General features: G+C 71.4%; 14 protein-coding genes and 1 riboswitch. Of the genes, 7 read left to right on the top strand and 7 right to left on the bottom strand.

The features are described from left to right. The first annotated feature begins 9 nt into the window (after positions 1 to 9). Entirely contained in the window at positions 10 to 3,189 is a 3,180-nt protein-coding gene (locus tag ABT004_RS07935; RefSeq protein ID WP_351332563.1) for a cytochrome P450, read from the top strand. Positions 3,190 to 3,243: 54 nt separating this feature from the next. Next, on the top strand, positions 3,244 to 3,465 hold the full coding sequence (locus tag ABT004_RS07930; protein ID WP_351332560.1) for a superinfection immunity protein: 222 nt from the start codon (positions 3,244 to 3,246) through the stop codon (positions 3,463 to 3,465). Here ABT004_RS07930 and thiD read toward each other — a convergent pair whose 3' ends face one another. The 4 genes from thiD to ABT004_RS07910 form a co-directional block, all read right to left on the bottom strand. Beyond that, complete coding sequence (thiD, locus tag ABT004_RS07925) at positions 3,466 to 4,287, bottom strand: bifunctional hydroxymethylpyrimidine kinase/phosphomethylpyrimidine kinase (protein ID WP_351332557.1); 822 nt, start codon at positions 4,285 to 4,287, stop codon at positions 3,466 to 3,468. Further along, the gene (thiE, locus tag ABT004_RS07920; RefSeq protein ID WP_351332554.1) at positions 4,284 to 5,021 is read right to left on the bottom strand and encodes a thiamine phosphate synthase; all 738 of its coding nucleotides are present in this window, start codon (positions 5,019 to 5,021) and stop codon (positions 4,284 to 4,286) included. The genes thiD and thiE overlap by 4 nt, the downstream gene beginning before the upstream one ends. After that, positions 5,018 to 5,839, bottom strand: a complete 822-nt coding sequence (gene thiM / locus ABT004_RS07915; protein ID WP_351332551.1) for a hydroxyethylthiazole kinase — start codon at positions 5,837 to 5,839, stop codon at positions 5,018 to 5,020. The genes thiE and thiM overlap by 4 nt, the downstream gene beginning before the upstream one ends. 46 nt (positions 5,840 to 5,885) lie before the next feature. Then, entirely contained in the window at positions 5,886 to 7,286 is a 1,401-nt protein-coding gene (locus ABT004_RS07910; protein ID WP_351332548.1) for a purine-cytosine permease family protein, read from the bottom strand. Further along, a riboswitch (TPP riboswitch) is annotated at positions 7,276 to 7,371 on the bottom strand. Its footprint overlaps the gene before it by 11 nt. A 376-nt stretch (positions 7,372 to 7,747) precedes the next feature. Here ABT004_RS07910 and ABT004_RS07905 point away from each other — a divergent pair. The 4 genes from ABT004_RS07905 (at position 7,748) to ABT004_RS07890 (ending at position 12,699) form a co-directional block, all read left to right on the top strand. Continuing rightward, positions 7,748 to 9,166, top strand: coding sequence for a family 2B encapsulin nanocompartment shell protein (locus ABT004_RS07905; RefSeq protein ID WP_351332545.1), 1,419 nt, complete (start codon positions 7,748 to 7,750; stop codon positions 9,164 to 9,166). Positions 9,167 to 9,221: 55 nt separating this feature from the next. Beyond that, positions 9,222 to 10,520: a family 2 encapsulin nanocompartment cargo protein terpene cyclase gene (locus ABT004_RS07900; RefSeq protein WP_351332542.1), complete on the top strand. Its 1,299-nt coding sequence runs from the start codon at positions 9,222 to 9,224 to the stop codon at positions 10,518 to 10,520. A gap of 35 nt (positions 10,521 to 10,555) precedes the next feature. After that, positions 10,556 to 11,443, top strand: coding sequence for a geranyl diphosphate 2-C-methyltransferase (locus ABT004_RS07895; protein ID WP_351332539.1), 888 nt, complete (start codon positions 10,556 to 10,558; stop codon positions 11,441 to 11,443). Between the two features lie 158 nt (positions 11,444 to 11,601). Next, a complete protein-coding gene (locus ABT004_RS07890; protein WP_351332537.1) occupies positions 11,602 to 12,699 on the top strand; it encodes a hypothetical protein in 1,098 nt (365 codons plus the stop codon). 82 nt (positions 12,700 to 12,781) lie between these two features. Here the strand turns inward: ABT004_RS07890 and ABT004_RS07885 are convergent, their stop codons facing one another. Genes ABT004_RS07885 through ABT004_RS07875 form a run of 3 tightly spaced genes read right to left on the bottom strand, consistent with a single transcriptional unit; the run spans position 12,782 to position 14,336 of the window. Further along, positions 12,782 to 13,129 (bottom strand): hypothetical protein, encoded by a 348-nt coding sequence (locus ABT004_RS07885; protein ID WP_351332534.1) that lies wholly within the window; start codon positions 13,127 to 13,129, stop codon positions 12,782 to 12,784. Beyond that, positions 13,126 to 13,749, bottom strand: a complete 624-nt coding sequence (locus tag ABT004_RS07880) for an Asp23/Gls24 family envelope stress response protein (RefSeq protein WP_351332531.1) — start codon at positions 13,747 to 13,749, stop codon at positions 13,126 to 13,128. The genes ABT004_RS07885 and ABT004_RS07880 overlap by 4 nt, the downstream gene beginning before the upstream one ends. Beyond that, on the bottom strand, positions 13,746 to 14,336 hold the full coding sequence (locus ABT004_RS07875) for an RNA polymerase sigma factor (RefSeq protein ID WP_351332528.1): 591 nt from the start codon (positions 14,334 to 14,336) through the stop codon (positions 13,746 to 13,748). Before ABT004_RS07875 ends, ABT004_RS07880 begins: the two co-directional genes overlap by 4 nt. A 164-nt stretch (positions 14,337 to 14,500) precedes the next feature. Here ABT004_RS07875 and ABT004_RS07870 point away from each other — a divergent pair, with 164 nt between their 5' ends. Beyond that, positions 14,501 to 15,022 (top strand): Asp23/Gls24 family envelope stress response protein, encoded by a 522-nt coding sequence (locus tag ABT004_RS07870; RefSeq protein WP_351332526.1) that lies wholly within the window; start codon positions 14,501 to 14,503, stop codon positions 15,020 to 15,022.

Below are 15,022 nucleotides of genomic sequence, written 5' to 3'. Positions count from 1 at the left end.
CCCCCCACCATGCCGGACTCCCCCACACCCGACGACAGCGCCTACGCCGCCGCCGGAGTCCCCGTCGTCGACGTCACCGCCACCGGGCTCGGCCCCGGACCGCTGCAGCAGATCATGAGCCTGATGCGGGAGCACGGCCCGCAGTTGGTGCGGCGGATGCACGGCCGGGACGCCTTGTTCGTCTCCGACCTCGACCTCGTCACCGAACTCGCCGACGAGACCCGCTTCGCCAAGGGCATCGGGCCCGCGCTGCGCAACGTCCGCGAATTCGCCGCCGACGGCCTGTTCACCGCCTACAACGACGAGCCGAACTGGGCGCGCGCCCACGACATCCTGATGCCGGCCTTCGCGCTCGGCTCCATGCGTACGTACCACCCGGTGATGTACAAGGTGGCGCGCCGCCTCGTCGAGTCCTGGGATGTGGCCGCCGGTGAAGGCAGCCCGGTCGACGTGCCCGGCGACATGACCCGGATGACGCTCGACACCATCGGACTGGCCGGGTTCGGCTACGACTTCGCGTCCTTCGACAGCAGTGAGCCGCACCCGTTCGTCGAGGCGATGGTGCGCTGCCTGGAGTGGAGCATGAAGCGCCTGGCGCGGGTGCCCGGCCGCGACTACGAGGCCTCGGACGCGGCGTTCCGCACCGACGCCGACTATCTCGCCCAGGTCGTCGACGACGTGATCAGCGCGCGCGTCGAGAGCGGCGAGCGGCACACCGACGACCTGCTCGGCCTGATGCTGACGGCGCGGCACCCGCAGGACGGCTCCACGCTGGACACCGCCAACATCCGCAACCAGGTCATCACGTTCCTGATCGCCGGGCACGAGACGACGTCGGGCGCCATGTCCTTCGCCCTGTACTACCTCGCCAAGAACCCGGCCGTCCTCGATCTCGTACGCCGCGAGGTGGACGCCCTGTGGGGTGACACCACGGACCCGGAGCCGGACTTCGACGAGGTCGGCCGGCTCACGTACACCCGGCAGGTCCTCAACGAGGCGCTGCGCCTGTGGCCGACGGCCGCCGCGTTCAGCCGGGAGGCCCGCGAGGACACGCTGCTCGGTGGCCGGATTCCGCTGCGCGCCGGGCAGAGTGTGTCCGTGCTGGCGCCGATGCTGCACCGGGAGCCGGTGTGGGGCGACAACCCGGAGCTTTTCGACCCGAACCGGTTCACGCCGGAGGCGGAGGCGGCGCGTTCCCCGCACGCCTTCAAGCCGTTCGGGACGGGTGAACGGGCCTGTATCGGGCGGCAGTTCGCGCTGCACGAGGCGACGATGCTGCTCGCGATGCTCGTGCACCGCTACCGCCTGGTCGACCACGCCGACTACGACCTGACGGTGAAGGAGACGCTCACCCTGAAGCCGGACGGCTTCACCCTCGCCCTCGCGCCGCGCACCCCGGCGGACCGTCTCCACGCACCCCTGCCCGGCGCGTCGGCCGCGACCGAACAGCCCGGCGCGCACAACGACACCCTGCCGGTACGCGTACTCCCCGGCACCCGCGCCCTGTTCCTGCACGGCAGCAACTACGGCACCTGCACGGGGCTTGCCGCCCAACTCGCCGACGAGGCCGCCGCGCTCGGCTGCGAGAGCGAGGTCGCCCCGCTGGACGCGTACGCGGAGGGCCTCCCGACGGACCGCCCCGTGGTGATCGTCGCCGCGTCGTACAACGGCCGGCCGACGGATGACGCCGGACGGTTCGCCGCCCGACTCCTCGACATCGGCACACCCACCGAGGGTGTCACGTACGCCGTGCTCGGCGTCGGTGACCGCAACTGGGCCGCCACGTACCAGCACTTCCCCACCCGCATCGACGAACGTCTGGCCACGCTCGGCGCCGAGCGGCTCTGCGAGCGGGCCGCCGCCGACGCCTCCGGCGACCTGGGCGGCACCGTCCGCACCTTCACCGCCGACCTGTGCACCGCCCTCCTGGAGCGGTACGGCGACCCGGAGGCCACCGCCGCGAACACCCCCACCGAACCCACCACCGCGTACGAGATCCGCGAGATCACCGGCGGGCCGCTGGACACGGCGGCGGCCCGGCACGGGCTCGCCCCCCTCACCGTCACCGAGGCGCACGACCTGACGGCGCCCGGCCACCCGCGCGTGAAGCGGTTCGTGCGGCTCGCGCTGCCCGACGGTGTGTCGTACGCGACCGGCGACCACCTCGCCGTGCTGCCCGCGCACGAGGACGGGCTCGTCGACCGCGCCCTGAAGGTCCTCGCCCTCGACCCCGACACGCTGATCGACATCCGTGACGCCCGTCCGCGCCGTGCAGCCCTCCCCCTCGACCGGCCGGTGACCGTACGCGAACTCCTCACGTTCCACGTCGAGTTGCAGCACCGCCCGAGCCCCGACGAAGTGGCCGCGCTCGCCGCCGCCAACCCCTGCCCACCGGAGGCCGCGGCGCTGCGGGAGCTGTCGGCCGACGACCCGCGCACCTTCCTTGAGCTGGTCGAGGACCACCCGGCGCTGCGCGACGCCCTGACCTGGGACCTGCTGCTCGGCCTGCTGCCGCCGCTGCGCCCGCGCCACTACTCCGTCTCCTCCAGCCCGGCCCAACTCCCCGGCCACGTAGACCTGATGGTGTCGATCCTCGACGCACCCGCGGCCTCCGGAACCGGCCGCTACCGTGGCACGGGCTCACACCACCTGGCGTCCCTCCGCCCCGGCGACACCGTCCTCGGCCGGATCCAGCCGTGCCGCGACGCCTTCCGCATCGGACCGGACGCCACCGAGCCGGTCATCATGATCGCCGCGGGAACGGGCCTGGCTCCGTTCCGCGGGGTGATCGCCGAACGATCGGCACACAACACCCAACTGCCGCCCGCACTGCTCTACTTCGGCTGCGACCACCCGGACCTGGACTTTATGCACGCCGACGAACTGCGCGCCGCCGACACCGCGGGAGCCGTCTCGCTGCGCCCGGTGTTCAGCGACGCTCCGGTCGAGGGACACGCCTTCGTCCAGCACCGCATCGCCGCCGAAAGCGCCGAGATCGGCCGCCTCCTCGACGCGGGGGCGCGGGTGTACGTGTGCGGGGACGGCGCCCGCATGGCACCCGGCGTACGCGCCGCGTTCCGCGCACTGCACCGCGAGCGCACGCCGGACGCCGACGAGGCCGCGGCGGAGCGGTGGCTCAACGCGCTGATGGCAGAGGGACGTTACGTAGAGGACGTGTACGGGGGCTGAGCCCGAACACCGCTTCGTGGCTGTGCTGACGAAGGGACTGGATAGGGTGACACGGTGTTTGCAAAAATAGGAACCCTTGAAGTCCTGATCCTGGCGCTGATCGCGCTGATCGTCCTCGTCGTCCCGTCGTTCATTGCCCATCGCCGGAGAGTTCAGCGCCTGGGGTTGGTCATCGGGATCAATGTGATCGGCGCCTTCACCGGAGTGTTCTGGTTCGTCGCCCTGGTCATGGCACTGACGATGGCCACCCGCGAACCCGAGCTCACCGGGAAGTGATCACGCCGCCCGGAACCGCCACCCATGGTCGACCGGGCCGATCCCGGCCCCCAGCGCGAACCCCGCCGCGATCGCCCCGGTGACGTACTCCTTCGCCCGGCGCACCGCCTCCGGCACACCATGCGCCTGGGCCAGGCCGACCGCGACGGCCGAGGCGAGGGTGCAGCCGGTGCCGTGGGTGTGGGCGTTGTTGTGGCGCGGCGAGCGCAGCCAGTGCTCGTGCGCGCCGTCCGTGAGCAGGTCGACGGCCTCTCCGGGCAGGTGACCGCCCTTGATGAGCACCCAGCGGGGTCCATAGGCGAGCAGCCGCTCGGCCGCGCGCCGCATGTCGGCCTCGGCGGTGTCGGCCTCGACGGCGATGCCGGTGAGTTCGGTGACCTCGTCGAGGTTGGGTGTCACCACCGTCGCCACCGGCAGCAACCGGTCCCGTACGGCATCGATCGCGTCGCCGGCGAGCAGCCGGTCGCCGTGCTTGGAGACACTGACGGGGTCGACGACGACGGGGGCCTGCGCGTCGGCCAGCAGCTCGGCGACCGTGACGACCATGTCGGGGTCGCCGAGCATGCCGGTCTTGAGCGCCTGCACACCGATGTCGTCGACGACGCTGCGGTACTGGGTGCGCACCGCGTCCAGCGGGAGGTTCCAAGCACCTTGCACACCAAGGGAGTTCTGGGCCGTCACGGCGGTGAGCACACTCATGCCGTGTGCGCCGAGCGCGAGCATGGTCTTGAGGTCGGCCTGGATCCCGGCGCCTCCGCCGGAGTCCGAACCGGCGATGGTCAGCACGCGGGGCGGCGCGACCGCGGGCGGCGTCTCGGTCATGCGGAGACATCCTTTCGGATACGGGGACGGGTGCGGGAGTGCGTGCTGCTGGGGTGCGGGCTGTCGGCCCAGGCGTCGGCGTAGGAACGGGCGGCGGCGCGGGGGTCTTCGGCGGCGCAGATGCCGGACACGATCGCGGCCCCGGCCGCCCCCGCGGCCCGCAGGTGCGGCAGGTCGTCGGGGGTGACACCACCGATGGCCACGGCGGGCAGCCCGCTCAGCCGGGCCAGCGCGGCGAAGCCGTCTCGGCCGAGCGGCTCCGGCGCGTCGGCCTTGGTGCGGGTGGCGTGCAGGGCGCCGATACCGACGTGGTCGACGCGGGCGGTGGACATCGCGGCGGTGTGCAGCTCGGCAGTGGTGGCCGCGCTCAGGCCCAACACGGCGTCGTCACCGATGAGTTGACGTACGGAGGCGGTGGGAAGGTCCGACTGGCCCACGTGGACGCCGGTGACCCGTGCGCCGCTCGCTCGCGCGGCGAGGAACACGTCGACCCGGTCGTTGACGATCAGCGCGACATGCTCGGGGAGCACCTCGGCGACGTCCAGGACGGTCCGCAGGAACTCCCGTCCGCCCGCGCGCTTCTCCCGGATCTGCACGGCGGTGACTCCCCCGGCCACAGCCTGCGCGACGGTCTCGGCCACGGTGCGACCGCGGGCCGCACACTGGTCCGCGTCGGTGACCAGGTAGACCGACAGGTCGACACCGGCATCCGTCGGTCGAGGACGTGCCGTCATGACACCTCCGCCCACGTCGCGACGTCGTCAGGGGTGAGCTCAGCGAGCGCGTCCAGGAACCCGACGGCGAAGCTGCCGGGACCGGCCGCGGTCCGCGCCGCGAACTCGGCGGCGACGGTGTACGCGGTGGCGGCGGCCACCGTCGTCGCGAACCGGTCCTCGTCCACCGCGGCGAACGCGGCCATCACCGCCCCCAGGGCGCAGCCGCCGCCGGTCACCCGGGTCAGCAGGGCGTCCCCGTTGGCGATCCGGGCGCTGCGCGTGCCGTCGGTGACGTAGTCCACGGGCCCGGACACGGCGACCACACTGCCCGCCGTGCGCGCGAGCTGCGCTGCCGCGTCCTCGGCGTCGTCGACACCGTGGGAGGAGTCCACGCCCCGGCCGCCGCCACCCGCGCCCGCGAGCGCGATGATCTCGGAAGCGTTGCCCCTGATCACGGTCGGCCGCAGCGCGAGCAGGTCGGCGGCGAGCGCGGTGCGCACCGGCAGGGCGCCGATGGCCACCGGGTCGAGCACCCAGGGCGTGCCCGCGTCGGCCGCGGCCCGCGCCGCCTCGGGCATCGCGGCGCGCTGCTCGGCGCGCGGAGTCCCGAGGTTGACCAGCACGCCCGAGGCGACGCGGGCGAAGGGCCCGGCCTCGTCCGGGATGTCGACCATGGCGGGCGCGGCGCCCACCGCGAGCAGCACGTTGGCGGTGAACCCCGTGACCACCGCGTTGGTCAGGCACTGCACGAGGGGTGATGTGTGCTGTACGCGCCCGAGTGCCTGCGCCGCGAAGGCGACGAGGTCCTCGGGGCGGTCGGGGGACGTCTGGGGCATGGGGTGACTCCAAGCAAAGGAGGTGCGAGGTACGAGGGCTCGTGGGTCAGTCGAGTCGCCGCAGCCGCAACGGCGCGTACACGGCGCCGGCCACGAGGAACGCCACGTAGTACGACACGTCCGCGCCGTGCAGCGCTTCCGCCACCGGACCCACGTACAGGCTGGTGTCCATGAACGGGACCGCCGCGGCAAAGGCCGCCGCGAAGGCCAGCACGGCGGGCCACGCGGGTTGGCGCCGTTCGCGCTCGGCGGCGAGGTCGAGCGGCGCGCCGGCGCGCGCCCTGGCCCGCGCGCGCCAGTCGACGAGGACGATCGCCACGAAGCCGGGGATCCAGTACCCGACGAACAGCAGCACATTCTGGAACCGGGCTGTGGTGTCCGCCGCGTGCATCCACAGCACGAGCGGGAAGCCGAGCGCGGCGGCGAGGGCGGCGGCCACCGGGCGCGGGATGCGTACGCCGATGGTCTGCAGGGCGAGCGAGCCGCTGTAGTCGTTCATCGCGTTGCTGCACAGCGCGGCCAGCGCCACGGCGAGCAGCCCGAACGCGCCGACCGCTCCGCCGCCGAGGATCTTGTCGACCCCGGCCGCCGTCTGGTCGGTGAGCACGGAGGCACCCCACAGGCCGAGCGCCTGGACGGCCACGAACGACACCAGCAGGCCGAGCAACGTGTACCAGAACATGCGGGTACGGGAGGTGGCCGCGGGCAGATAGCGGCTGAAGTCGCTGGCGTACGGCGCCCAGGACAGGCTGAGGCTCAGCGCGATCGTGCTGGTCAGGACGAACGCACCGACGCGGTCGGCTCCGTGCACGGAGCCGTGGGCGGCCGGCTGCACACCGTCCAGCAGCCGCCAGGCGATCAGCGCGAACGCGGCGCCGAGCACGAAGGTCATGACGATCTGCAACCGGTGGATGGCCTCGTAACCGAAGACACCGAGCAGGCCCTGGGCGAGCAGCATGACGAGGACGCCGGCCCAGAACGGCCAGCCGAACAGCCGGGCCAGCGCGTCACCGCCGAACAGGCCGATCAGTGCGTCCCACGCGATGGACGACAGCCACTGCAGCACGCCCGGCAGCACGACACCCCGCCCGAACGCGAGCCCGGCGAGCGGCAGTTGTCCTGCCCCGGTCCGGCTCCCCCATGTCCCGAGGTACGCGGTCGGTACCGCGCCGACCAGGGTGCCGAGCACGACGGCGGCGAGTGCCGTGGCGAAGTCGAGTCCGAGGGCGATGCCGACGGTGCCGGTGAAGACGCCGGTCATGGTCAGGTTCGGGGCGAACCACACGGTGAACAGGCGCCCGGCCCCGCCGTAGCGGTTGCCCTCGGGCACCGGTTCGATGCCGTGACCCTCGATGCCGAGGTCGCCGGGTGCCGCGGGCATCCGCCCGTCGAAGGCGCCGCTCTCGCGGTCGGCAGGCAGGCCACTGGAAACATGCACCACAGGCATGAGACATCCCTCCGCCAGTACGAACTGGTTCAGGTTCGACGGGTGTGTTCTCAGCCCTCTGGTGGGGGCACCCCGTGTCCGGTTACAGCGGCCAGCGTAACGCGGTGACGTTTCGCCTACCTCGTGGGGTGCGGAGTCGGCAACGACGAGCTCTGCGGCGAGTGGCCGACTTCTGTCGGTTTGGCGCCGCTATGACGCGTGTGCACCGCGTGGGCCAGGGCCCACGCCCGTCGGGAGGCACGAAGAAATCGGGCCGAGTTCCATCCTTCCCCGGCAAACACCCCGCGAGCTTGATCATCGCATCGAGCGAATGTCGCCGACTTTCCTTGGTCCGGCAGCCGAGGCGGACCTTACGGTGATGCTGGATCTGGACGCATTACCGCCGAATTCATCAACTCTCTTTCATCCGTCCCGTTATTACCGACATGCGCGCTTTCGCGCGATCAAGGGGAGCTCATCCGATGACAGTTGACTCGACCACCCCGGACACCGCGGCGGCCCTGCCACGGCAGACCAGCCTCGGTACGGCGGCCGCCCGCAATCTCGCCACCACCACCAAGTCCGCCCCGCAGATGCAGGAGATCACCTCGCGGTGGCTGCTGCGAATGCTGCCCTGGGTGGAGACCAAGGGCGGCGTCTACCGGGTGAACCGCCGCCTGACCTACACCGTCGGCGACGGGACCATCGAGTTCATCCAGGACGGCGGCAACGTCCGCGTCATCCCCCGCGAACTCGGCGAACTGGCCCTGCTGCGCGGCTTCGACGACGTCGAAGTACTGACCGCCATCGCCGACCGGTGCGAGCAGCGCGACTTCCGGGCCGGCGAGACGCTGGTCGAGCGCGGGGCGCCCGCGGACCGGCTCCACCTGATCGCCCATGGGCGCGTCAGTCAGTTCTCCGAGGGCGGCTACGGCGACGAGGTCGCGCTCGACGTACTCGCCGACGGCGACCGCTTCGGGGACGATGCGCTCCTTGACGAGGACGCCCGCTGGGAGCAGACCGCGGTCGCCGAGACGGCGGGCACCCTGCTCACCCTCTCGCGCGCCGACTTCGCGGCCGTACTGTCCGCTGCGCCGCCCCTGCAGGCGCACGTCGACGAGTTCAAGTCGCTCGCGGGCCGGGGCCAGAACCACCGCGGCGAGGCCGAGATCCCGATGTCGGCGGGGCACGTGGGCGAGCACGAACTGCCCGGCGCGTTCGTCGACTACGAAGCGCGGCCGCGCGAGTACGAACTCTCGGCCGCCCAGACGATCCTTCGGGTCCACACCAGGGTCGCCGATCTCTACAACGAGCCGATGAACCAGACCAAGGAGCAACTGAGGCTCACCGTCGAGGCGTTGCGCGAGCGCCAGGAGCACGAGCTCGTCAACAACCGGGAGTTCGGTCTGCTCCACAACGCCGACTTCAAGCAGCGCCTCCAGCCGCACTCGGGGCCGCCCACGCCGGACGACCTGGACGAGCTGCTCTGTCGCCGCCGCGGCTCCAAGTTCTTCCTGGCGCACCCCCGCACGATCGCTGCGATGGGGCGCGAGTTCAACGCGCGCGGCCTGTATCCCGACCACGTCGACCTCGGTGGCCAGCAGGTCCCGGCCTGGCGCGGGGTGCCGATCCTGCCGTGCAACAAGATCCCGGTCACCAAGGAGCGCACCAGCTCGATCCTCTGCATGCGTACCGGCGAGGACAACCAGGGTGTCATCGGCCTGCACCAGACCGGTCTGCCCGACGAGTACGAGCCGGGCCTCTCGGTCCGGTTCATGGGTGTCGACGAGCAGGCCATCACCAAGTACCTCGTCAGCACCTACTACTCCGCCGCGATCCTCGTGCCGGACGCGGTCGGTGTGCTGGAGAACGTGCAGATCGGCCGCTGGCCCAGCACGTAGCGGGGCAGAACCACGGCCGCCCCCACCCCACCGAGGAGCCCTCAAGGAGACATGGATGCCCCCGCCCGAGCCGACACCTCCGCAGTCGAGCCTGCCGGAAGCGATCTCCCGCTTCGGGGCGCAGGTCCTGGCCGACGCCGCGGCCCGCGCCCGCGACATCGGCGCCGTTACGGGGTGCCCGCCGCGGGCGGTTGCCACGCCGACCGCCGGGACGTCGGCGGGTGAAGTACCGGCTGAGCACGCCGACTTGGAGCGGCTGCTGCGCGGGCCCAGCGGTCTCGGCACGGCGGGGCTGCGGCTCACTCCGCGGGAGGAACCGGCATCGTCGGCCCCGAAGCCCGGCTCGGACCCGGCTCCTGCGCCAAGTACCGCGAAAGGGCGGCCCGTTCCCGGCCTGTACCACCATCCGGCGCCCGACCCCGATCCCGTACGGGTCGCGGAGGTCAGCCGCCGGATCAAGGAGTGGGCGCTGGACGAGGTCGACCTGTACCCCGACGACTGGGAGGAGGAGTTCGACGGGTTCTCCGTGGGCAGCTACATGGTCGGCTGCCACCCCGACGCACCCACCGTCGACCACGTCATGATCGCCACCCGCCTGATGATGGCGGAGAACGCGCTGGACGACTGCTACTGCGAGGACCACGGCGGCTCGCCCGTCGGCCTCGGCTCACGGCTGCTGCTCGCACACACCACCCTCGACCCGCTGTACACGACGCGGGAGTACCAGCCGCAGTGGGCGGACTCGCTGTACTCGGACGCGCCCCGGCGCGCGTACCGCTCCGCCATGGAGTACTTCGTCCAGGCGAGCAGCGCGTCCCAGGCCGACCGCTACCGGCACGACATGGCCCGCCTGCACATGGGTTACCTCGCCGAGGCCGCCTGGTCCGAACACGACCACGTACCGGAGGTGTGGGAGTACCTGGCGATGCGCCAGTTCAACAACTTCCGCCCCTGCCCGACCATCACCGACACCGTCGGCGGCTACGAACTGCCGGCGGACCTGCACGCCCTGCCGGACATGCAGAAGGTCATCGCACTCGCGGGGAACGCGACGACGATCGTCAACGACCTGTACTCGTACATGAAGGAACTCGACGCTCCCGGCCGTCACTTGAACCTGCCGGTCGTGATCGCGGAACGCGAGGACCTGTCCGACAAGGATGCCTACCTCAAGTCGGTCGAGGTCCACAACGAACTCATGCACGCCTTCGAGACAGAGGCCGCGGCCCTGGCCGCCGCCTGCCCGCTCCCCAACGTCCAACGCTTCCTGCGGGGCGTAGCGGCGTGGGTCGACGGCAACCACCAATGGCACCAGAACAACACCTACCGCTACCGCCTGCCCGACTTCTGGTAAGCGACCCGACTTCTGGTAAGAGATAGGACTCATCAGTGACCAGCACCGAACTCACCGCCACGGCCCAGAGCACCTCCCCGTACATCCCCTCGCCGGCCACCCCCTACCAGGGGGACATCGCCCGCTACTGGGACGGCGAGGCCCGGCCGGTCAATCTGCGGCTCGGCGATGTCGACGGTCTGTACCACCACCACTACGGCATCGGCGCGGTCGACCACTCCGCGCTCGGTGACGGAGCGGGTGACGTGAACGAGAAGAAGCTGATCGCCGAGTTGCACCGGCTGGAGTCGGCGCAGGCCGCGTACCTGCTCGGGAACCTCGGCGACATCGGACGCGACGACACCCTCGTGGACGCCGGCTGCGGCCGCGGCGGCTCGATGGTGATGGCGCACCAGCGTTTCGGGAGCAAGGTCGAGGGGGTCACACTCTCGGCCAAGCAGGCCGACTTCGCGAACGGGCGGGCGGCGGAACTCGGCATCGAGGACCACGTCAGGGCTCGTGTCTGCAACATGCTGGACACCCCGTTCGAGACCGGGCAGATCTCGGGGTCGTGGAACAACGAGTCGACCATGTACGTCGACCTGCACGACCTGTTCGCCGAACACTCCCGCATCCTGGAGGTCGGCGGCCGCTACGTGACCATCACCGGCTGCTGGAACCCGCGGTACGGCCAGCCGTCGAAGTGGGTGTCCCAGATCAACGCGCACTTCGAGTGCAACATCCACTCGCGCCGGGAGTACCTGCGCGCGATGGCCGACAACCGTTTGGTGCCCCAGACCGTCATCGACCTCACCCCCGACACCCTCCCGTACTGGGAGCTGCGGGCCACGTCGTCGCTCGTCACGGGGATCGAGGACGCGTTCATCAACTCGTACCGGGACGGCTCGTTCCAGTACCTGCTGATCGCAGCGGACCGCGTCTGACCGTCCGCTGACCACCGGGGAGGGGCCGTTCCTGAACGGCCTCTCCCCGCTTCGGCGTCGCCCGGCGTTCGCGCGTGTGCCATGATCCGTCGATGGTGGCCGGCCCTGGGGAGGGACTGGCCGCCACGGAAACCACATGGCACAAGGGGAGTTCAGAAGTGAATTCGGGTGGGGATCACGGCGGTTCGCCGCTGTCCGACGACGATTGGGAGCGCTTCCTCCAGGAGTCGGAGGACGGCGTACGGGACGCACCGAAGGAACCGTCGGCGCGCGCCCGCATGGTGACGCGCCGCTTGCAGGAGCGGGACGCCCGGCCCGAGCCGTGGCGTTCGCACCAGCCGCCCCGGCCGCACCGCCGCACGGGCTGGTACGCGCTCGGCCTGGTGGCTGCGCTCGCCGCGGTGGTCGTGGCGCTCAACCCGGGGCGGGTGACGGGCTGGTTCGGCGGCGACGCCGACGCGGCGACACCACTGGCCGGGGAGACCGCCCGGCCCACGGCGCCGCCGCCGGACGATGCGGCCGCGAGCCCCACGCTGGACGAGCCGTTCAGGGGCTCGCCCGCCGCGCGCTGGGCCTCCGGATCGGCCGGGATCACTGTGCCCGCGGCCCGGGCCACCGGCTGGATGAGTACGGCGCAGGTGGCTCGCTCCCTCGAACGCTCCCGGGACTTCCTCACCGCGTCCAGCCTTGACCCCGAGGTGCTGCGCGGCGATCACCCCGCCGAGGCCATCGCCCTCATCAACCCCCGCCAGCCGAAGGAACGCACCTTCCTGGACAGGTCGCTGACCGCCCCGAGCGAGAAGTACAACCCACTCGTGCTGTTCAGCCGCTTCGACACCTCGAAGGTGCAGCTGGTCGGCCATGAGGTCAAGACCCGCGGCCGCATCACGTACCGCACGGGCGAGAAGGGCGCGCTCGAGGTCACCACGGACGTCACGTACGTGTATCCGGTCGTGTCCGCGGAGGCGGGCAGCGACCGTGTCACGCGCGTCATCGTCCGCCGCGAAGTGGTGATGAACTGGCCCGACCCGTCGAAGGTGATCACCGAACCGGGCACCTTCTCGGTCATCTCGAACCGCGTGAACACCACCAACGGCGGCTGCGAGACCTACAACGGCTATCTCACCCCGTCCTTCACCGCCGACGGCGACACCGGCGACGGCCCCGCGGTGGACCCGTACGACCGGAGCACCGCGATGGACGAGCGGATGAGCGGCGCCGGGGACGACAAGTGCGGTACTGCGACGCGGTCCTGAACCGTCGCGGACCGTCGTGAACCGGGCCGCAGCCGTGCTGGGTGCTTCCCTTCTCAGCGGCTTCCACTGGTGCTGGTCCCAGTCAGATCAGTCCCGTCACGGTGACGCTGACCTGGGCCCGCACGCTCTGGTCCGGTACGGCTGCGGTCAGCTGTTCCTCTGCCGTCCGGCGGGCGGCGCGGGCCACGTCCACCGTGCGGAAGCGGGCGAGCGCGACGAGCTGGATCTCGATGTGCCAGGGGCCGTCGGCACTCTGTGGAGGGGTGAGCCGCAATCCGGAAGGACCTCCGCCGGCGGGTGGCGCCGGGTGGGCGAGCGCGGAACGCAGGCGCCCGGCGAGATCGGGCTTGAGGAAGGCCACACCGGGCACATCGGCCACGGCGCGGGCGATGTCGTCGGTGAGGTGGTCCGGGGGGCTGGTCCTGGTCATCGGGCTCGGCCTTCCTGGTCATCGGTCGTGCTGTCGATGAGGTCGGTGACACGGATGTCCACGGCCGAGATGGGCATGCCGAGGTCGCGGTCCGCCGCTTCCCACACCTGCATACGGACGTCCTCCGCGAGGTCGGGCAGTGAGGCGTCGAACGGTGCGTGGATCTCGAGTCTGACCTCGACCCGATCCGGTGCGCCCGGCCAGGGCAGGGGCCGAAGGCGGCAGGACCCGGCCCGCACTCCGGACACGGTCTCCGCGGCCGCTCGCAGGGCCCGCGCGACGACCGCCTCCATGACGGACAGGTCCTCGTCGGGCTCCCCCAGGGGCAGCGGGCGGCCGGGACGCAGTTCGAGTCGTACGACGTCCATGACGCGGCGTGTCAGCGCGGCCGCGTCCTGGCCGGTGTCGTCCAGCGGCTCCTCGCGCAGGTCGCGTACCGCGGTCTCCAGCTGGGTGAGGTCGTCGACGGCACCCCTGCAGTGCGGGCAGGCGTGCAGGTGCGGGTCGTCCGACTGCTCCTCCCACGCGGCCCACACCTGGGACAGCAGGCGGCCGCAGGGCAGTTGCTCGTCGTCGGGGCCCTCGGAGTGTGTGTTGGGCGGGTCGGTGTGAGCGGTCATCGCCAGGCCCCCAGTGCTTGAGTCAGGCAGCGTCGTGCACGGAAGACACGGGCGCGGACAGCCTCCTGGCTGATCCCGACCGCGTCCGCGATGAAGTCGTAGGACTGGCCGTCCAGATCGCGCAAGACCCAGCACGCGCGCTGTTCGGCCGACAGTTGATCGAGGGCCGCGCCCAGCTCGCGCACGGCGCCGCGGGCCTCGGCGATCCGGGCCGGCGAGACCGTGTGCTCGGGCGCGGCCACGTCCGCCGCCGTCTCCAGCGACACGACCGGCCTGCGGGATCGGGTGCGCAGAATGTTCAGGCACCGGTTGGTGACGATGCGGTACGTCCAGGTGCCGAACGACGCCGAGCCGCGGAACTCGGGGAGCCGCCGCCACGCGCTGACGAAGGCGTCCTGCACGGCGTCCTCAGCCTCGGTGCGCGTGCCGAGGAGCCGGGTGGCCAGCCGCAGCAACGCCGGAGCGTGCCGCTGGACGAGCACGGCGAAGGCGTCCTCGTCCCCTTCCGCGGCCCGGACCGTCAGCAGCTGGTCATCGGTCTCGCTCCCGCCCTCGGGCGGTGCGGTGTCTCTGCGGGCACCCGCCACTGAGTGGCTCCTCTCGTCTCTTCCTGCCTGTTGGACACACCTGCGCCGGATCTGTGACGCAGCAATTCCGAAAAAAGTTCTTCCGGTTGGCGCGTCACAGATGCGTCCGGGGCGGGTCTATCCACGTAAGAGCATCTGACCGACCGCAGAGAGAAGGACACGCCATGAGCACGAACACGCAGAGTGCACCAGACGCCAAGAACGTGCCGCTGGAGCGCTCCGGCCGGCCGACGCAGACGACGCAAGCCACGCAGACGACGGAGGTCTTCGGCGGCGCGACGGGAGCCGATCAGCCCGCCTCCGACCGCGGCAGGACGTCCATCGCCGACGTCGTCGTGGTGAAGATCGCCGGTATCGCGGCACGCGAGATCCCTGGCGTCCACGACATGGGCGGCGGGCTCTCCCGCACCATCGGTGCCGTGCGCGACCGGGTGCCGGGCGGCCGGCCGAACGTCGGGCGGGGTGTGAAGGTCGAGGTCGGCGAGCGGCAGACGGCCATCGACATCGACCTCGTGGTCGAGTACGGCGTCCCGATCTCGGACCTGGCCCGCGACGTGCGGGAGAACGTGATCTCCGCGGTGGAGCGCATCACCGGTCTGGAGGTCGTGGAGGTGAACGTCACGATCAACGACGTGCACCTGCCCGAGGACGACGAGGCGCCCGCCGCGGAGACCCGCGTGGAGTGA

The organism is Streptomyces sp. NPDC002790 (assembly GCF_040295505.1).
Classification (GTDB): Bacteria; Actinomycetota; Actinomycetes; order Streptomycetales; family Streptomycetaceae; genus Streptomyces.
This window is presented reverse-complemented; position numbering and strand designations above follow the sequence as displayed.